This window comes from Gordoniibacillus kamchatkensis (assembly GCF_000829455.1).
Classification (GTDB): Bacteria; Bacillota; Bacilli; order Paenibacillales; family NBRC-103111; genus Gordoniibacillus; species Gordoniibacillus kamchatkensis.
Genome location: NZ_JXAK01000025.1, coordinates 49,107 through 68,888 on the forward strand (window position 1 = coordinate 49,107; position 19,782 = coordinate 68,888).

Sequence of the window (19,782 nt, forward strand, 5' to 3'; positions counted from 1 at the left end):
CCTCTTAAATGACTTTCGCTTCGCTGCGCAGCAGCTGCACGAGCTCCGTTGCCTGGGACGCGATGTCGCCCTTCAGCACTTTGCCCGACAGGCGCTGCGGCGGCAGAGACAGGGAAACGCGGCTTACCGCAGGCTGCACGTCGGCGCCGGAAAGCCCAAGATCGCTTAACGCTAGCTGCGCAAACGGCTTTTTCTTCGCTTTCATAATGCCCTGCAGCGATGGGTAGCGCGGCTCGTTCAACCCTTGCTGGGCGGTGAACAGGGCGGGGAGCGGCGTTTCGACGATTTCGACGTCGCCTTCCGCGTCGCGATGCGCAGTCGCCGAGCCGCCGCTGAGCTCCAGCTTCGTAACCGACGATACGTGCGGAATGCCGAGCAGCTGCGCAAGCCGGACCGCCACTTGGCCGGCACCGTTGTCGACGGAGAAGTTGCCTCCCAAGATGAGGTCGTAGCTCCGCTGCCCGGCATATGCGGCGAGCACGCGCGAGATGGCCGACTCGTCTGCGGCCGCAAGACTGTCGTCACTGATGAGCACCGCCTCGTCGGCGCCCATGGCAAGCGCCGTGCGCAGCGCCTCCGCCGCCCGTTCCGGACCGACGGACACGACCGTCACTTTGCCGCCAAGTTCGTCGCGAATTTGGATCGCTTGCTCGATGGCATATTCGTCATAAGGGTTCACAACGAACTTGACACCGTCTTCGGACACGGCACCGTCCTGAAGGACGATTTTCTCCTCCGTATCGAACGTCTGCTTCACGAGCACGATAATGTCCATACGTTCCAGCTCCCTTTATGAAGAAGTGGTTAGTTGCCGATGCCTTGCAGAAAAAATTTCAACGTGCTGTCAACTTGCGCCGAAAGCGAATATTTACGCCCGGAAATGAGCCACGAGGTCACGACCTCGTCCATGGCGCCGAACAGCAGCAGCCGTGTCAGCTTGACGTCGAGATCGGCCCGGAACACGTTCTGTTCGATGCCTTTCAGCAGCAAATCCTCGATCAATTTAATATATGGCTTGACGGCTTCTCCAATTTCTTTGCGCAGCTCCAGATCGCTTTGGCGCAGCTCGATCTGGGTCACATAGGCGAGAGCGACGTTCGCCTCCAGCTCGCTGTAGTGAATCGTGCAGACGCGGCGCAGCGCTTCGCGGGCGTCGGTAACGTTTTCGATGCCGGAAGTGAATTTCTCGATCAGTTCGCCGAGCTTGCTTCGGAACAGTTCGATCAAAATATCTTCCTTGCGCTTGAAATACAGGTAGATCGTGCCGTCGGCGACGCCGGCTGCGCGGGCGATTTTCGACACCTGGCTGCGGTGAAATCCGTGCTCCGCAAACACTTGCAGAGCTCCTTCGAGAATGGCTTCGTATTTTTCATTTTTTCTACTTGTCAAAGCGATCACCCCGGTGTAGAATACGGTTACAAGTGAATGAATACTCATTCATTTTTCTTAGCTCTATCATAGGCCACAGCCTTCGCGATGTCAATGCCAGGTTTGACAGCGGCAGCGGGAACGAAGCGACTAACATGATTTCGGCAAGGCGGGCATAGGAGAGAGTAGATGGCTGCAGAGACGTCAACTAAAGCGGCAATGCAGGGCAACCAGGCGGAAACTATGAAAAGCCGTTTTGTAAGCGCTTCAAAAGCTTGTCCCGACCGCGGCGCAAACGGCCGGTCGCGCGTCGGACTTCATTCGCGACCATGAACGCAACTTGAAGGAGATGGGGCACGTGGCAGGTCAGGCGATTCAATTCGTACTGTTTTTGGCCGCAGTCGGCTGCGGCGCTTATTTGTTCTGGCAAGCCGTCTATCGCCGCTGCTTGTACGTGAAGCTCGGCAAGCAGGCCGACTTGAAAAAGGAGGCGCGGGACCGGCTGCGAACGTTTCTCGTGCAGGTGTTCGGGCAGACGAAGCTGCTCAAGGACAAAAAAAGCGGCATCATGCATATCGTCATTTTTTACGGCTTCATTATCGTCCAGTTCGGCGCGCTCGACCTGATCCTGAAAGGACTAATCGGCCGCGGCTTGCCGCTGCCGGGGTACGCCTGGTTCGGGCTGTCGCAGGAAATCGCCGTTACGCTCGTGCTGCTGGCGATGGCTTACGCGACGTACCGCCGTTACGGCGAGAAGCTGAAGCGGCTAAAGCGCGGCTGGAAGCCGAGCGTCGTCGTCTTGTTCATCTGGGGCTTGATGCTGTCCGTGCTGGTTGCGATCGCTTTCGAGCGGGTGCGGGACGCTCGCCGGCATCGCCTCTCGCTCCGGTATCGTCACTGCTGGCCTCGGCATTTGGCGGCATGGGCGAGACGGCGGCCGCGGTTGGCTTTCTCGTCGCGTGGTGGTGCCATCTTCTCATTTTGCTGGCGTTCGCGGTGTACGTGCCGCAATCGAAACATTTTCACATCATTACGGCTCCGCTCAACATTTTGCTGAAGCGCACGGAACCGCACGGCCGGCTGCGCAAGCTCGATCTCGAGGACGAAAACGCGGACAGCTTCGGCGCCGGCAAAATCGAGGATTTCACGCAGAAGCAGCTGCTCGACCTGTACGCCTGCGTCGAATGCGGGCGCTGCACGAACGTGTGTCCGGCCGCAAACACCGGCAAAATGCTGTCGCCGATGCATCTGATCACGAAGCTCCGCGATCATTTGACGGAGAAGGGGGCGGCGATCACATCCAAATCCCCGTGGGTGCCGGCCTTCGCGTTCGGTGGCAGCGGCGGGATGCCGTCGGCGCATACGGCTGTGGAGCTGAGCGAGCCGCTTGGCGCTTGGCGCGGCGTAGGTGTCACCGACATCGGCCCGACGCTGCAGGCGCAAAAGCTGGCGTGGACGATCGCCGCCAAACCGGCGACCGAAGTCGAGCTTGTCGGCGAGGTGATGACGGAGGATGAGCTGTGGTCGTGCACGACGTGCCGCAACTGCGAGGACCAGTGCCCGGTCGGCAACGAACACGTCGACAAAATCGTCGACATGCGCCGCTATCTCGTGCTGACGCAAGGCAGCATGCCACCGGGCGGGCAGAGAGCGCTGCAAAACATCGAGCGGCAAGGCAATCCGTGGGGCATTTCCAGAAGCGACCGCACCAAATGGGTGAGCGAAGCTGCCGAGGCTGGCGGGCTGAAGGTGCCGACGGTGAAGGAGAACCCGGACTTCGAATACTTGTTATTTGTCGGCTCGATGGGTTCGTACGACAACCGCTCGCGCAAAGTGACGCGCGCGTTCGTGCGGCTATTGAACGAAGCGGGCGTAAACTTCGCCATTCTCGGCAATGAGGAGAAAAACTCCGGCGATACGCCGCGCCGCCTAGGCAACGAATTTTTGTTCCAGCAGCTGGCCGGCGAAAACATCGCGACGTTCGAGAAGTATCGGGTAAAGCGCATCGTTACGGCATGCCCGCATACGTATAACACGCTAAAAAACGAATACCCGGAGTTCGGCCTCGAAGCGGAAGTGCTGCATCACACCGAACTGCTCGCCCGGCTCGTCAAAGAAGGGCGCCTCAAGCCCGTCCATGAAGTGCGCGAACGAATTACGTATCACGACTCCTGCTACCTCGGCAGGTACAACGGCGTTTACGACCAGCCCCGCGATGTCCTGCGCGCCATCCCTGGCGCAGAGCTGGTGGAGATGGAGCGCTCCCGCGACAACGGGATGTGCTGCGGCGCCGGCGGCGGCATGATGTGGATGGAGGAGACGGCCGGCAAGCGCGTCAATCTCGCCCGCACCGAGCAGGCGCTCGCCGTGAAGCCGACCGTCATCTCCTCGGCATGTCCGTACTGCCTCACGATGATGGAAGACGGCACAAAGCTGAAGGAAGTCGAGACGCAAGTGAAAGCCCGCGATGTCGCCGAGCTGCTTGAACAATCCGTCTTCGGTGTCTAGCCACTCTTTACCGGGGGGGCTGTCAATACCAAAGGCATCTTTATCCGAAACGTTTTTCGGCGCAAACCGCCCCTGACCAGGCCCAGCCCCAAGGTTCATAGCCGTTCCGGCCGGCCGGCCGACCCAGCATGAAGCCGCTCCGAACCGGTTCGCCGAACGATAACGAAAAGCCCAGATAAGGAGGACGTTCCTCATGACCACGATTCGCACCGCCGCCGTAATCGGCTCCGGCGTAATGGGTTCGGCGATCGCCGCCCATCTCGCCAACGTAGGCATAAGGTGCCTGCTGCTTGATATGGTACCGGACTCGCTTTCCCCCGAAGAGGAGAAGGCGGGCGTGACGCTGCAGCACCCGAACGTGCGCAACCGCCTCGCGGCAAACGCGATCGCCAAACTGAAGACGACGAATCCGGCGCCGCTGTACAGCGAAGCTTTTGCGCAGCGAATTACGCCCGGCAATCTGGACGATCATTTCGGCCGGCTGGCCGAAGTCGACTGGATCATCGAAGCCGTCGTCGAAAATGCCGCCGTAAAGCAAGCTCTCCTGCAGCGCATCGAAACCGTATGGAAACCGGGAACAGTCGTCTCTTCGAATACGTCGGGCATTTCCATTAACGCGATGGCCGCAGGGTGCGGTCCGGAGCTGCGGAAACATGTTCTGGGGACGCATTTTTTTAACCCGCCGCGCTATATGAAGCTGCTCGAGATCATACCGGGCCGGGACACCGATCCGGCGATTGTGGCGAGCATGGTGCGCTTCGGCGAGAAGACGCTGGGAAAAGGCGTCGTCGTCGCCAAAGATACGCCGAACTTCATCGCCAACCGGATCGGCACGTACGGGCTGCTCGTCACGCTGCAGGAAATGGCGGCGAAAGGATACACGGTCGAAGAAGTCGACGCCGTTACCGGTCCGGCGATGGGCCGGCCGAAAAGCGCGACGTTCCGCACCCTCGACCTCGTCGGCCTCGACACGTTCGTGCATGTGGCGCAAAACGTGTACGACAACGTGACTGGCGAGGCGGAGCGCGCCGCGTTCGAAGTGCCGGAGCTGCTGCGCGGCATGGTGGCGCGCGGCTGGATCGGCGAGAAGAAAGGGCAAGGCTTTTACAAAAAAATAAAAGGTCCCGGCGGCAGCGAAATTCAGGCGCTAAACCTCGCGACGATGGAATACGCCCCGAGCCGCAAAGTGAGCGGCGCAGCGATCGAAGCCGCAAAGGCGGCCAAGGGCGCAGGCGAGAAGCTGAAAGCGCTGCTGGCTGCCGGCGACCGTTATTCCGAGTTGGCGTGGAACGTGCTGAAGCGGGTGCTCGTGTACTCGGCCGAGCGGCTCGGCGACATCGCCGAATCGATCGCCGATATCGACAACGCGATGAAATGGGGCTTCAACTGGGAATTCGGGCCGTTCGAAACGTGGGATTTGATCGGCGTGGCGCGCTCCGTGCAGCGGATGGAAAACGAAGGGCTTACGGTCCCAGCCTGGGTGAAGGAGTGGCTAGCGGCGGGCAACGGGACGTTTTACCGGCGGGCGGAAGGCGCAATCTTCTATGCCAGCGGCGGTTCCTTTGCCGCTCAGGAGACGAGGCCTGAGCGCATCTCGCTCAAAGCGCTGAAGGAGCAGGGCAAAGTCGTGAAAACGAACCCGGGCGCAAGCCTGATCGACATCGGCGACGGTGTCGTATGCCTGGAATTCCATTCGCCGAACAACGCGATCGGCTCCGACATTCTCGCCATGATTCAGCAGAGCGTCGACGAGGTGCGCCGCAACTGGCGCGGTATGGTGATCGCAGGCGAGGGGCGCCATTTCTGCGTCGGCGCGAACTTGATGCTTATGCTGATGGAAGCGCAGGACGAGGAATGGGATACCATCGATTTCATGATCCGCCAGTTCCAAAGCTCGATGATGCTGCTGAAGTCTCTGGAAAAGCCTGTCGTCGCCGCTCCGCACAGCATGACGCTCGGCGGCGGGGTGGAAGCGTGCCTCCCGGCCGACCGGATTGTGTTTTCGGCGGAAACGTATTTCGGCCTCGTCGAGACCGGCGTCGGCCTTATCCCGGCCGGCGGCGGCTGCAAAGAGATGGCATTGCGGCAAAGCAAGCTGCTCGCCGGAGTTCCCGATGCGGATCTGCAGCCTTTGATGAACAAAGTGTTCGAGACGATCGCCATGGCGAAGACTTCGACCAGCGGCCACGATGCTGCGCGTTTAGGTTATATGCGCGAAGCCGATTCCGTCGTCGTCAATCCGGACTTCCGGGTATACGAAGCGAAGCGCCAAGTGCTGGACATGGATGCGGCAGGCTATGTTAAGCCGGCGGAGGAGAAGTTCCGCGTCGTCGGCGACACCGGCAAAGCGGTGCTGCAGATGGCGGCGTATACGATGAAGCGTGGCGGCTACATTAGCGACCATGACTTTTTGATCGCCAGCAAGCTGGCGCATGTGCTGTCGGGCGGCGACGTGCCGGAAGGAACGCTCGTCACCGAGCAATATATGCTCGATCTCGAGCGCGAGGCGTTCCTCAGCCTGTGCGGCGAGCCGAAGACGCAGCAGCGCATGCAGCATATGCTGGCAACAGGCAAGCCGCTTCGCAACTAACTTGTAAAAGGCCCCTGAAAAGTGAGCTGCATATGCTACAGAGCCTAGCCTTACTTTTCGGGGGGGAAGTTTTGGCGCCCCCGAAAAGTAATCGGCGTACGCTACGAAGCTTGGCTTCACTTTTTGGGGAGTACGAACCGAGGTGAACGAGATGAGAGAAGCAGTCATTGTTTCCATCGCGCGTACGGCTGTCGGCAAAGCGAAGAAAGGCAGCCTAGCGCAGACGAGAGCGGAAGACCTTGGCCGCACCGTGCTGAATGCGGCGATCGAACGCGCGCCCGGGCTCGGCAAGGAGGACGTCGAGGATGTCATTATCGGCTGCGCCATGCCGGAAGGCGAGCAGGGACTTAACTTCGCCCGCACGATGTCGCTGTACGCCGGCTTCCCGGTGACGGTTCCGGCGATTACGATCAACCGCTTTTGCTCGTCAGGCCTCCAGGCGATCGCTTTCGCCGCTGAGCGCGTCATGCTGGGGCAGGCGGACGTCGTCATCGGCGGCGGCGTCGAGAGCATGAGCCACGTCCCGATGACAGGATTCAAGCTGTCGCCGCATCCGGGCATTGTAAACGAAATGCCGGAAATATACGTGACGATGGGCCATACGGCGGAAGAAGTGGCGAAACGCTTCGGCGTTTCGCGCGAGGACCAGGACCGGTTCGCTGCTGACAGCCATCGCAAAGCGGCAGCCGCGATCGCGGCCGGCAAATTCCGCGACGAAATCGTGCCGGTGGCGACGAGCGTGCGCGGCGTAGACGACAGCGGCAAAAAGTGGACGAAGCAGGTCGTATTCGACACGGACGAGGGCGTCCGCGCCGAAACGACGCCGGAAGTGCTCGCCGGGCTGAAACCGTCGTTCGCGCTCGGCGGCACGGTGACGGCAGGCAACGCGTCGCAGATGAGCGATGGCGCCGCAGCGGCGGTCGTCATGAACCGGGAGCGCGCCGAGGCGCTCGGGCTTGCGCCGCTCGCGACGTTCCGTTCGTTCGCGCTGGCCGGCGTCGAGCCGGAAATTATGGGCGTCGGTCCGGTAAAGGCGATTCCGAAAGCGCTCAAAATGGCGGGAATTACGCAAGACCAGGTCGATTTGTACGAAATCAACGAAGCGTTCGCTTCGCAGTGCGTGCACATTATTCGCGAGCTCGGACTCGATGAAGGCAAAGTGAACGTGAATGGGGGCGCGATCGCGCTCGGCCACCCGCTCGGCTGCACCGGGGCCAAGCTGACGGCTAGCCTGATTTACGAGCTGCGCCGAAGGGGCGGCGGCTACGGCGTCGTCTCGATGTGCATCGGCGGCGGCATGGGTGCAGCGGCGTGTTCGAAGTGCACGGGGCGTAAACGGTTCAGCGAAGCTTCAACTTCCAGCGCGCCGCGTCCGGAATTGAACATCGGTCAACAACTTGTCCGGGTGCAACCATATCCTATAAAGGAGCGAATCCCTATGACGACAACGCACGGCAAAATTATCGGCGGCAGCTTCATGATTGGCGACCTCGACCCCGCCCGCGTCGCCACGCCGGAGCATTTTAGCGAAGAGCAGCGCATGATCGGCAGTGTGACCCGCGATTTCATCGAAGGCGAAGTCGTGCCTCACGACGAACACATCGAGAAGCTCGACTACGATTTGACCTTGAAGCTGATGCGCAAAGCCGGCGAGCTCGGCCTGCTGGGCGCGGACGTGCCGGAGCAATTCGGAGGCCTCGGGCTGGACAAAGTCAGCTCGACGATCATCAGCGAAACGCTGGCGAAAGGCTCTTCGTTCGCCTTGTCGATCGGCGCCCACGTCGGCATCGGCACGCTGCCGATCGTGTTTTTCGGCACGCCGGAGCAGAAGCAAACCTATTTGCCAAAGCTGGCGACCGGCGAGCTGATCGCAGCTTATTGCCTGACCGAGCCGACTTCCGGCTCCGACGCCCTCGGCGCGAAGACGACGGCCCGGCTCAGCGAAGACGGCAAACATTACATTCTTAACGGCTCCAAGCTGTACATCACGAACGCCGGCTTCGCCGATATTTTCATCGTGTACGCCAAGGTGAACGGCACCGATTTCTCGGCGTTCATCGTTGAAAAAGGACTACCCGGCTTCACCCTCGGCCCGGAGGAGAAGAAAATGGGCATAAAAGGCTCGTCGACGCGCCCGCTCTTTTTCGAAGACGTGCACGTCCCGGCCGAAAACTTGCTCGGCGAAATCGGCAAAGGCCATCTGATCGCCTTCAACATCCTCAACATCGGCCGCTTCAAGCTAGCCGCAGGCTGCGTCGGCGCCGGCAAGGAAGCGATCGGGCTGGCAGCGAAATACGCGGGAACGCGCCAGCAGTTCAATACGCCGATCGCCAAATTTCCGCTGATCGGCAAAAAGCTGGCGGAAATGAATATGATGACGTATGTGATGGAAAGCATGGTATACCGCACGGCCGGCTTGTTCGACGAAGCGCTGCAGGATCTCGACTATAGCGCCCCGGACTCCGGCGCCAAAGCGGCCAAAGCGATCGCCGAATACGCGCTGGAGTGCTCGATCAACAAGGTGTTCGCCTCCGAGGCGCTCAGCTTTGTCGTCGACGAAGGAGTGCAAATTCACGGCGGCTACGGCTACATTCAGGAGTACAAAATCGAGCGCATTTACCGCGACGCGCGCATCAACCGCATTTTCGAAGGGACGAACGAAATCAACCGCCTCCTCATTCCCGGCACGCTGCTGAAAAAAGCGTTGAAGGGCGAGCTTCCTTTGCTGCAAAAAGCCCAAGCGCTGCAAAGCGAGCTGCTGTCGCTTATGCCCGGCCAAGTTTTTGACGGAGTCCTCGCCGAAGAAGCGCACCTGATCGCCATGGCCAAAAACATATTCCTCATGGTCGGCGGCATCGCCGTACAAAAATATCAATTGGACCTCGAAAAAGAGCAGGAAGTGCTCGCGGGCCTCGCCGACATCATGATTCAGGTGTTTGCCGCCGAGAGCGCGCTGCTTCGCACCCGCAAGCTGCTCGCCGAAGCGGGGGAAAGCAAGGCTGCGAACGCGATTGACATGACGCAAGTTTTCGTCCGCCAAGCTTTCGATATCGTGGAATCGCGTGCCAAGGAAGCGCTTGCAGCGATGGAGAGCGGCGATACACTGCGCACCCAGCTGTCCGTGCTGAAGAAGCTCACCCGGCAAAATCCGGTCGATACGGTCGCGGTCAAGCGCCGCATCGCCGCCCGCGTCATTAAGGGGGAGAAGTATATCGTCTAGGCGCAACGGCGGGCATTCTGCAGGGGGGCTCTCAGCCAGCTTAACGCCTAGTCGGCACGCGCGGCATAACAACCTTCGGAAAGGGATGGTAAGGTGATGGCAACCGCTAAACCTTGGCTTCGACATTATCCCGAAGAGGTAGCACCGACGGGCAATTACCCGGAGATGAACGTAGCCTCGATGCTGCTCGCTTCCGCCCGGCGGTATCCGAAGCGGCCGGCGCTATATTTCATGGGAAAAACGATGAGCTACGCGCGGACGGCGCAAGAAGCGGCGCAGTTCGCCGCTGTGCTGCGCTCGCTCGGCGTGCGCAAAGGGGACCGGGTGGCGCTCATGCTGCCCAACTGCCCGCAAATGGTGATTGCCTGCTTCGGCGCGCTGATGGCCGGAGCGGTCGTCGTCATGACGAATCCGCTCTATATGGAAAGAGAGCTCGAGCATCAGCTCGCCGATTCGGGCGCGAAGGCGATCGTCACGCTCGATTTGCTGCATAATCGAATTGCCGGCGTCATGCGCCGTACGAAGCTGGAATACGTGATCGTCACGTCGCTCAAAGACTACTTGCCGTTCCCGAAAAACTTCCTGTACCCGATCAAAATGAAAAAGGACGGCGTGAGCCTCGGCGTCTCCTTCAATAGCGAAGTGCTATCGTGGCGGCGGCTTATGGCAACTCCTTCGGCCGTCCATGAGCTTGAACCCGTCGATCCACATGAGGATCTTGCATTACTGCAATATACGGGCGGTACGACCGGCATTTCCAAAGGTGTTATGCTGACGCATGCGAACTTGATCGCGAACACGATCCAGAACGTGACTTGGGCTTATAAATGCGTGGACGGGGAAGAGCGGTTTTTGGCCGCTTTGCCGTTTTTCCACGTATTCGGGCTTAGCGTCGTCATGCTGCAGGCGGTATATCGGGCGGCGGAAATGCTGCTGCTTCCCCGCTTCGAAACGAAGCCGGTGCTGGAGCTGATCGCGAGGAAGCGGCCGACGCTGTTTCCCGGCGCGCCGACGATGTACGTAGCGCTCCTGAACTACCCCGACATCGGAAAATACGATTTGTCCTCGATTCGGGCCTGCATTAGCGGCTCGGCGCCGCTGCCCCGCGAAGTGCAGCTGAAATTCGAAGACGTGACCGGCGGCCGGCTAATCGAAGGATACGGGCTGACGGAAGCTTCCCCCGTAACGCACGCGAACAATATATGGGAGAAACGGAAGGCCGGCATCGGCATACCGCTGCCGGATACGGACGCGCGCATCGTCGATCCGGAGACGGGCGAAGAGCTGCCGGCCGGGGAAATCGGCGAGCTTGCCGTTAGCGGACCGCAAGTGATGAAGGGCTACTGGAACCGCCCCGACGAGACGGCTAAAGTGCTGCGGGACGGCTGGCTGCATACCGGAGATATGGCGCGTATGGACGAAGACGGCTTTTTTGAAATTGTCGACCGGAAAAAGGACATGATTATCGCCAGCGGGTACAACATTTACCCGCGCGAGATCGAAGAAGTGCTGTTCGAGCATCCGGCAGTGAAAGAGGCGGCCGTGGCCGGCGTGCCCGATCAATACCGCGGCGAGACGGTCAAGGCGTTCGTCGTCGTCAAGGACGGGGCGAGCGTAACCGCCGCGGAGCTCGAGACGTTTTGCCGGGAGCGGCTTGCCGCCTATAAAGTGCCGCGCAAGTTCGAGTTCCGCGCCGCTCTTCCCAAGACGCTCGTCGGCAAAGTGCTGCGCCGCCAGCTGCTGGAGGAGGAGCTGCTGCGCGGAGCGAGCGCCGCCGGCGAAGCGAAGGGCGATAGCAACAAACAAGGGGATAAATAACAGAGCGGCATCGAAGGGAGGGACGACGATGACGGATCCGATGGGAGAAGCAGCAGCCGGCGGAGCCGGTTCGCGGGCGCAGAGTGGGAAGAGCGCATGAACCGCTTAAGCGCGGCCGCCGAGCAGACGTTCTGGGGTTATCTGGGCTGCCGCATCGTGAGTGCCGACGAACGAGCGGGACGCATTGTCATCAGCCTTGACGTGAAGCCGCACCATCTCAACTTGCTCGGCATTATTCACGGCGGCGTACTGTCGTCGTTGCTCGACAATGCCATGGGGCTAGCCGTCATGCTGGCCCGCCCGGAAGAAAAAGCGGTAACAACGAATTTGAACGTCCATTTCGTCTCCTCGCTTCGTGAAGGCACCTTGCTGGTGACAGCCGAGGTCGTCCATCAGTCGCGGCGGATGATTACTTGCACCGGTTCGATTCATGGCGACGGCGGCCAGCTCACGGCGATGGGCACGGGAAGCTTTAGGGTGATCTAGTGGGAGTGAGATGAAACGAAGAATGCGGTACGTTAGGGTATAATTGTATGTTATCCAAAGGCGTAACGGAAGGTGGGATATGGGGGATCTTTTAAACTCGTGTTCCCTCCGCCCAGTCCGAATCCGGGAACACGAGTTTAACGGAACCGGAACCCCATATCCGACCCGAGTGAAGTCCCTTTTATCGATTAACCAAAAATGCAGGTTCTGAAGTCGCAGGACGATTGCTCTATATACACCTTGCAGAAGTCGACTAAAAATTGACATAATATTTGCAGAAAGTCATATATTCGACATCAAAAAACAAAGTTCGATAAATGCAATTTTTACGTGGTCCTATTTGCAAATTAATTTTAGGAAAACCGCTTCACTAAGCGGTTTTTTTGTCTTTCAAGAAGCCCGAAAGTATGTTATGTTGATTGTGATTTTGAATAATCAGAAGGTGACGTGTGGCCTGATGGAAAGACGGGACAGCATGGATAACGAACGCATTAATATTCTTCTCGTCGACGATCGTGCGGATCATTTGGTTGCGCTTGAATCCGCATTGCGTTCGGATCAATATCGTCTGATGACCGCCTTCTCGGGAGAAGAAGCGCTTAAGCTGATTTTGAAGCACGAGTTCGCCGTTATTTTGCTGGATGTGCAAATGCCGGGCATGAACGGCTTCGAAACGGCAAGGCTGATCAAAATGCGGGAAGTTTCCATGCAAATCCCGATCATTTTCATGACCGCGTTCGATAGCACGCACGGAGAATCGTTTCAAGGGCCGTCCGCCGGCGCCATCGATTATATCGTCAAGCCGTTCTCGCCACAGACGCTTAAACAGAAGATCGACCGCTTTGTCAAGCTTCATCAAACCCGCCGCCAGCTATGGCGGCAGAGAGGGCTGAAGCAAAAAGGCGCATTTGAAACCGGACAAATGCCGACAACCTCTGCAAGTGAGCCTTCTTCCTTATCCCCGATGTCTGCTCTTCCCGCCGACGTGTCATATGGGCAAACAATTACGATATTGGAAAGCATTGCCGACGCTTTCGTCGCCGTTGACCGCGATTGGCGTTTCACCTATGCGAATCGGGAAGCCGAACGGAGGCTCGGTATGAGCCGTGCGGAGCTTGTCGGCCGTCTCTTGTGGACCGTTCCGACCCATTTGCAAAAACCCGAGGACGTTTATCGCGCGTTTCGCCAAGCTGCGGCCGAGCAAATTCCCGTTCATGTCGAATGCTGCAGCGAAGATGAGAAAATGTGGTTCGAAATTCGCGCTTACCCTTCGGGGAGCGGGCTTTCGATCTATTTCAGCGAGGTAACGGCCCGCAAGCGGATGGAGCTGGAGCTGCAGCGGTCGCAGCAATATTTTCGCCAAATTTTCAATTCGAGCCCCAGCCTTATGGCGCTGTGCCGTCCCGACGGAAGCTTCCTCGACGTAAATGAAGCTGGGTCCGGTATACCGGCTACAGTTTGGAGCAATTGCGCGGCTGCTCCTTGCAAATGATGGGCATTGAGGCGGACGGGGAGCAGGCGGAAGAGGCGTGGTGGACCACCGTGCAAGGAAACCCCGCCGTCAACCGCAAAATCGTCTACAAGACCAGGAGCGGCGATAAACGAAGCGGCTTGCTATCTACGGATACTCGTCATTCACGAGGAGAAGCATGTGCTGTGCGTCATTAACGACATTACCGAACGCGTCCGGATGGACAAACAAATAGCGAGACTCGGCCAGCTCAACCTGATCGGCGAGATGGCCGCCGGAATCGCTCACGAAATCCGCAATCCGATGACGACGGTGCGGGGCTTCCTGCAGCTGTCCAAAACCGGTGTAAATCGCGAGTTTGCCGACATTATGATTCAAGAGCTCGACCGCGCGAACGCGATTATTACCGAATTTTTGTCGCTCGCCAAAAATACGTACAGCAACCAAAAGCCGCAGCAGCTCAACGGCATTATCGAGTACTTGTTCCCGCTGATGGAGGCGGAAGCGGTGCTGATGGACAAGCGGGTGGAGCTGGAGCTGGGCGACTGCCCGGAGCTCATGCTGGACGAGAAAGAAATCCGGCAGCTCGTTCTGAATATGGTGAACAACGGCCTGGACGCCATGGAGCCCGGCGGTGTCGTGACGCTGCGCACGTACGCCGAACCGAACGCGGGCGTTTTGGAAATTATCGATCAAGGCTCCGGCATACCCGACGATATTTTGGACAAGATCGGCACGCCGTTCTTCACGACGAAAGACAGCGGCACGGGGCTCGGGCTTGCTGTATGCTACAGCATCGCCAACCGCCACAAGGCGATGATCGACGTCCGCACAGGCAAAGGGGGAACTACGTTTACGATCCGCTTCCCGCAAAGACGGGACGAATCTACAAATTTGGGAGGCTAGCACAGGCTATGGCGGAACACATCCATACTGCAGCCGGTCGCGCGGATTTGCAGCAACTGCTCATTAACGCCAAGATCGATTCGGCCGCGAGCGCCGCGGTTTCGGCTCATATTCCCACCGTCTTCGATGGCCGCGCGCTGACGGGGGAATTTTTGCATATGGCGAACTTGATTCATGCGGCGGTTGAGCGGCTCGGCGAACGGGACTGGCTGCAGACGAATCTGGTCAGGCTTGGCAACATGCTGCAGCGGCAGCGGGACACGGCCACGGCGTGCAATCTGATTTTGTCCGAGCTTGCGGCGCTAGTGCCGATGCAGCACGGCCTGTTTTACGTGTGCGAGACGGAGCGGGAAGAGCCGGTGCTGAAGCTGATTGCGAGCCATGGCTATCAGGTGCGAAAAACGCTTGCCAACCGCTTCCGCAGAGGAGAAGGGCTGGTCGGACAATGCCTGCTCGAGAAGCAGCGCATTGTGCTGACGAACGTTCCCGAGGATTATGTCAACATCGGCTCGGGATCGGGCGAGATGGCGCCGCTCAACATCGTTTTGCTTCCGATCCTGTCCGGCGGACAAGTGCTCGCCGTCATCGAGATCGCCTCGTCCCGGGCGTTCTCTCCTGCCGCTTTGGAGTTCCTCGATCGGCTCGCGGAGAGCATCGGCAACATGCTGGCCACGCTGCAGGCGGGCAACGGTACGGAGGGGCCGATGGCCGAGGAGCTGCGCAAGCAGTGCGAGCAATTGAGGAGAACGAACGAGGAGCTGGAGCAAAAAGTCCGGCTGCTGGAGGAACAGGTGGAGCAGCTCGCGCTCACCTCCAATCATAAGTCGGAGTTTTTGCCCGGCATATCGCACGAGCTGCTCACTCCTCTGCACAGTCTGCTCATTTTGTCCTGGCAGCTCGCGGAAAACGCGGAAGGCAACTTGACCGATACCCAAGTCCGCAATGCGAAAATGATTCACGAGTCCGGCCACGATTTGCTCGCCATGATCAACGATATTCTCGGTTTGTCCAAATTCGAATCGGACGCCGCTAAGCCGGTGTATGAGGAGCTGCCGCCGCCGGACGTGCCGGCAGCATATCCCGCCAAGCCCGATGAGCCGGTCAAAGATGACCGCTATGCCATTGCGGCGGACGACCGGGTGCTGCTGATCGCGGATTACGATCCGCAGTTCGCCGAAACGCTGCTGCAAGCGGCCCGCAAGAAAGGTTTTAAAGGCATCGTGACGTTGAGCGGCGAGAGCGCATTCGAGCTTGCAAGCCGTTATAGGCCGGCCGCGATCGCGATCGATACGTATTTGGAAGACGGCAACGGACTTGTCGTTCTCGATCGGCTCAAACAGAGCGCCGCAACCCGCAACATACCGGTCTGGATCATGTCGATCGGTTCCGAACGATTGTCCTTCCTGCAGCGCGGGGCCGTCGAATGTTTGACGAAGCCGGCCGCGGACGGCGAGCTGAGCAGGAAAGTGGACGACATGATGGAGAGGGCAGTAAGGCCGCAGCGCAGAGTCATCGTCTGGTGCGAAAGCGGGGAGCGGGTGCGCCGGATCGTATCGGCGCTGGAGCTGTTCGACATTAGGGTCACGGAAACCGTTACCGAAGCAGAATTCATTGACACAGTACGAATGCTTCAAGCCGGCTGCATCGTTGTCGATTGGGCAACCGCAGGCGCGAGTGCATCCGGGCTGGATGAAATCATGCGCGGCGCGAAAGCCTACGATGTGCCGCTGCTGTTTTATACGGAACTGCCATGGACGCAGGCAGAGGACGAACGGCTGCACGCGCTGGCCCGCAGCTTTGTCGTGAAAAAGGCGGCTTCGCCGCATGACCTTGCGTTCGAAGCTTCCCTGTACTTGCCGCTCAAAGATGGGGCATCGCTGCAGTCTCTCTTCGACAGCCAACCCGCACGGCCGGTGCGCAGCGCGCAGGGAGGGCGGAAAGTGCTCGTGATCGACGACGATATCCGCAGCGTCTTTGCCATTACGAGCTTGCTCGAACGCCATGCCGTTTCCGTCATCCCCGCGGACAACGGCAAGGAAGCGCTGCAGCTGCTGCAAGAAAACCGTGACATTGACGCGGTACTGGTCGACATCGTGATGCCGGTCTTGGACGGCTACGAAACGATAGCGGCGATCCGCAGCATGCCGGCATTTCGGGAGCTGCCGGTCATCGCGCTGACCGCCAAGGCGATGCCAGGAGAACGCGAGAAATGTCTCGCTGCCGGCGCAACCGATTATTTGGCGAAGCCGGCCGATACGGACGAACTGATAGCCAGCTTGCATAAATGGCTGCCCAACTAGTTTGTCTGTGATGCTCCTGCCGCGCAGCGATGCGGCGGGAGCATTTTTACGGCGTGACGGATGGCGGCGAATCAAGCCATGTAACGGTTCGAACTAATTCCGGAATGTAAGCGAATTCATTGAGGAGGCGTCTTTGATGTGGAATCCGGACGATTATGTAAGGCATGTGATGACGAGCGTACAGCCGGCGGAACGTTTTCAAGCAAGCTCACTGCAAGAATGGAACTTATGGAAGGAACGGCTGCGGCAACGGTTCGTGGAGCTGCTGGGCGGTTTTCCGCAGGAGGTGCCGGATTTGTCGCCGCAGCTGCTGGAATCCGAAGACTGTGGCGATTATATTCGGCAACGAATCCAAATTCAAACGTATCCCCGGCTGTACATGCCGGTATATGTGCTGATTCCGAAGCAAAGCGGCGGACCGCTCGGGGCTGTCATCGCCTGCCACGGCCACGGCTACGGGAGCAAAGATATCGTAGGTCTGACTCCGGAGGGAACGAAAAAGGAAGGGGAGGCCGGCTACCAGAAAAATTTTGCCGCCGAGCTGGCGCGACGGGGCTATCTGACTATCGCACCGGAACTGCTCGGCTTCGGAGACCGCAAGCTCGCCGAAGATTCGCGCAATCCGAACTCCTGCCACCGGCTTTCCACGTTCTTCCTCGCCATGGGCCAGACGATGGCAGGATATCGGGTGTTCGAAACGATGCGCTGCGTCGATTATTTGTTAACGCGGGAAGACGTCGATGCGCGGCGAATCGGTTGCATGGGAATTTCCGGCGGGGGGCTCGTCTGCTCGTTCGCCGCAGCGGTTGACGAGCGAATTTCGGCCGCCGTCGTGAGCGGATACGCGAATACGTTCCAAGCGAGTATTTTGTCCATTCACCATTGCATCGACAATTATGTGCCGGGGCTGTCGCGAGCTGCGGAAATGCCCGATTTGCTGAGCCTCATTGCGCCAAGGCCGCTCCTGTTGGAGGCAGGCACGAAAGACCCGATCTTCCCGGTGCACGCGGCGCTCGAAGCGCATGACAAGGTGCGCGGAGCGTACCGGCTCTTGGGAGCGGAACGTAAGCTGGAGCTCGATCTTTTCGAGGGCGATCACGAAATATCCGGCAGAGTGGCCTATGACTGGTTTCAACGCGTTTGGGAAGGTTGATCGGCGATGAGGGTTACAAAAGGGAAGGCGCCTAACCTAAGCGTTGGCGCTTTCCCTTTTGGGTTTTACTACTGCGCATTTTTTTTGTAATAAATGATTCGCTTATACATCGTTTGATTTTTCAACTGCTTGAAATGGGTCAGCATCGGGTTGGCGTTCGCTTCAATAATCCAGACCTTGCCGTTTTCGTCCAAGCCCATATCGAACCCGAATATGCGTTGCTTCGTCAAATATTTGCAAAGTCTCGAAGCTGCGCTCAGAGCCACTTTTTCAACATTGGAGACAAGGGAAGAGACGGACTTATCGTTTAATGAAGATTTCCGCAGAGCCCCTTTCAACTGCAATACGGTTCCCTTGCTTCTTTCAATATTCGTGACGATGTAGCCTTCTCCCGCTACCTTGACGGCTTTGCCCGTCACTTTCCATGGCTTGGATTTGCTTAAGCGCTGAACGATGACCCGCAAATCGAACATCCGCCCGTTAATCGTGGCCAGAGGTATGCGACGCTGCACCATGTAGGAACGGCTGCCGGCAATTTTTTGAACTTTGCTGTACAGCTTATCTTTACCTTTAATCGATTTTTTCTCGTTCTCATGATGAAGCTCATATGCCGACCGATCTTTGCTTGGCGCGGACACCCGTATCACTCCGAACCCGCGTCCGCCTTCCAGAGGCTTAAGAATAATATCGCCATATTTACCCAAATAGGAATAAAACGAACTCTTCGACAGCTTTCCGGTTTGCGGGACGTGCTGGCTTAAAAGGCCGGAGTTTTTTAAAATTTTATATTTCCTGTATTTATCGCGTCTGAGAGGAACACCCATAGCTCATTCACCCTTTTTCAGGAAATTTATGCTGACGAGATAGTCCCTCAGCAGCTCCAGAAACGCTTCTATATCCTTGCTGGTTATATCGCCGATATTCGCGATTCTGAACGTTTTGAGCTCACCGAGTTTTCCGGGATAGATCGTAAAGCCTCTTTCGTAAAAAAAGTCGTGCATTTCATTAAAGTCGTACAGCTCGCAGTCGGGCTCAACGATGGTGGTCAACAATTTGGAATGATCGCTTTCCTTCACCAGGTGCTTCAAGCCGAAGATGTTCAAGCCGCCGATTAACGTTTCCCATGACTTGCAGTACCTTTCGTACCGCTGAGCGACACCTTCCCGCCGCAATTCTTCGATGGCCTGCTTCAACGCATATATCGTCTGCACCGGCGGAGTGAAGCGCATTTGGCCGTTTGATGAAAAATAATCATACTGGTCATATAAATTCAGGTAATAACTCCTTGGCTTCACCTGACGAAGATCTTCCAACAGCTCCTTATTTGCTATGCAAAAGGAGATCCCCGCCATCCCCTGAAGGTTTTTGTTGGAGCTTGCGGCCAAATAGCCGATATGCATCGATTTCATGGAGATGGGAACGGCCGCGAACGAGCTCATGGCGTCAACGATCATGATGATGCGATATTTGCTGCACAGCTGCCCGATTGCTTCGATGTCGTTTAACAGCCCCGTTGTCGTTTCGTGATGAACTACGGCCAGATGCGAGATGCTGTCGGAACTCGTCCGGATAAACTGCTCCAGGTCGGACAAATTAACGGCCTCATAGGGCGAGCTTTTAAATTCGCGGAATTTTATGCCGTATGTCCGGGCTATATCGCACATTCGTTTGCCGTAAGCGCCGTTATTAATGATGACGACCTCATCGTCGCCGACAGCGGAGCTGATGATCGATTCCACGGCGGCCGTGCCGGAACCGCTGAACAGAACGGCGGCATAACGATCCGTATCGGCCACCAGCCGGGTCAATTCCGCGGCGACGTATTCCATTAATTGGCCGAATTCCTTTTCGCGGGGGCAAATATCCGGTACGACCTGGGCGTATTTCACGCTGTCCGTTGTTGTCGCAGGCCCGGGATTGAGCAAAATATTCCGTCTCACGGGGGGCAACTCGCATCCCTCC

Annotated in this window: 12 protein-coding genes and 2 pseudogenes; 10 read left to right on the top strand and 4 right to left on the bottom strand. The window is 58.1% G+C overall.

The annotated features are described in order from the left end of the window. Positions 1–4: 4 nt before the first annotated feature. A complete protein-coding gene (locus SD70_RS15310) occupies positions 5–775 on the bottom strand; it encodes an electron transfer flavoprotein subunit beta/FixA family protein (protein ID WP_041048398.1) in 771 nt (256 codons plus the stop codon). A gap of 29 nt (positions 776–804) precedes the next feature. Then, entirely contained in the window at positions 805–1,389 is a 585-nt protein-coding gene (locus tag SD70_RS15315) for a TetR/AcrR family transcriptional regulator (RefSeq protein ID WP_041048399.1), read from the bottom strand. Positions 1,390–1,717: 328 nt separating this feature from the next. Here SD70_RS15315 and SD70_RS15320 point away from each other — a divergent pair. From SD70_RS15320 to SD70_RS15360, 10 genes and pseudogenes are all read left to right on the top strand, one after another. Further along, positions 1,718–3,876: pseudogene (locus SD70_RS15320) on the top strand (heterodisulfide reductase-related iron-sulfur binding cluster). 193 nt (positions 3,877–4,069) lie between these two features. Then, positions 4,070–6,466, top strand: a complete 2,397-nt coding sequence (locus tag SD70_RS15325) for a 3-hydroxyacyl-CoA dehydrogenase/enoyl-CoA hydratase family protein (RefSeq protein ID WP_041048400.1) — start codon at positions 4,070–4,072, stop codon at positions 6,464–6,466. A 151-nt stretch (positions 6,467–6,617) separates the two neighbouring features. After that, a pseudogene (locus SD70_RS38105) lies at positions 6,618–7,769 on the top strand (acetyl-CoA C-acyltransferase); the annotation flags it as partial. A 135-nt stretch (positions 7,770–7,904) separates the two neighbouring features. Beyond that, positions 7,905–9,686 (top strand): acyl-CoA dehydrogenase family protein, encoded by a 1,782-nt coding sequence (locus SD70_RS38110; protein WP_041048443.1) that lies wholly within the window; start codon positions 7,905–7,907, stop codon positions 9,684–9,686. A gap of 96 nt (positions 9,687–9,782) precedes the next feature. Further along, complete coding sequence (locus SD70_RS15335) at positions 9,783–11,504, top strand: long-chain-fatty-acid--CoA ligase (RefSeq protein WP_052487487.1); 1,722 nt, start codon at positions 9,783–9,785, stop codon at positions 11,502–11,504. Positions 11,505–11,600: 96 nt separating this feature from the next. Beyond that, on the top strand, positions 11,601–11,990 hold the full coding sequence (locus SD70_RS15340; RefSeq protein ID WP_041048401.1) for a PaaI family thioesterase: 390 nt from the start codon (positions 11,601–11,603) through the stop codon (positions 11,988–11,990). A 457-nt stretch (positions 11,991–12,447) separates the two neighbouring features. Next, a complete protein-coding gene (locus SD70_RS15345) occupies positions 12,448–13,482 on the top strand; it encodes a response regulator (protein WP_041048402.1) in 1,035 nt (344 codons plus the stop codon). Positions 13,483–13,641: 159 nt separating this feature from the next. Then, positions 13,642–14,367, top strand: coding sequence for an ATP-binding protein (locus tag SD70_RS15350; RefSeq protein ID WP_052487488.1), 726 nt, complete (start codon positions 13,642–13,644; stop codon positions 14,365–14,367). 8 nt (positions 14,368–14,375) lie between these two features. Next, positions 14,376–16,667, top strand: coding sequence for a response regulator (locus SD70_RS15355; protein ID WP_041048403.1), 2,292 nt, complete (start codon positions 14,376–14,378; stop codon positions 16,665–16,667). Between the two features lie 136 nt (positions 16,668–16,803). Then, on the top strand, positions 16,804–17,820 hold the full coding sequence (locus SD70_RS15360; RefSeq protein WP_041048404.1) for an alpha/beta hydrolase family protein: 1,017 nt from the start codon (positions 16,804–16,806) through the stop codon (positions 17,818–17,820). Between the two features lie 68 nt (positions 17,821–17,888). Here the strand turns inward: SD70_RS15360 and SD70_RS15365 are convergent, their stop codons facing one another. Together SD70_RS15365 and SD70_RS15370 are read right to left on the bottom strand one after the other, a co-directional pair. Next, positions 17,889–18,644 carry a YheC/YheD family protein gene (locus SD70_RS15365; RefSeq protein WP_041048405.1) on the bottom strand — a complete coding sequence of 252 codons (756 nt, stop codon included), beginning with the start codon at positions 18,642–18,644 and terminating at the stop codon, positions 17,889–17,891. 3 nt (positions 18,645–18,647) lie between these two features. Beyond that, positions 18,648–19,769 (bottom strand): 2-aminoethylphosphonate aminotransferase, encoded by a 1,122-nt coding sequence (locus tag SD70_RS15370; protein WP_041048406.1) that lies wholly within the window; start codon positions 19,767–19,769, stop codon positions 18,648–18,650. Positions 19,770–19,782 lie beyond the last annotated feature (13 nt).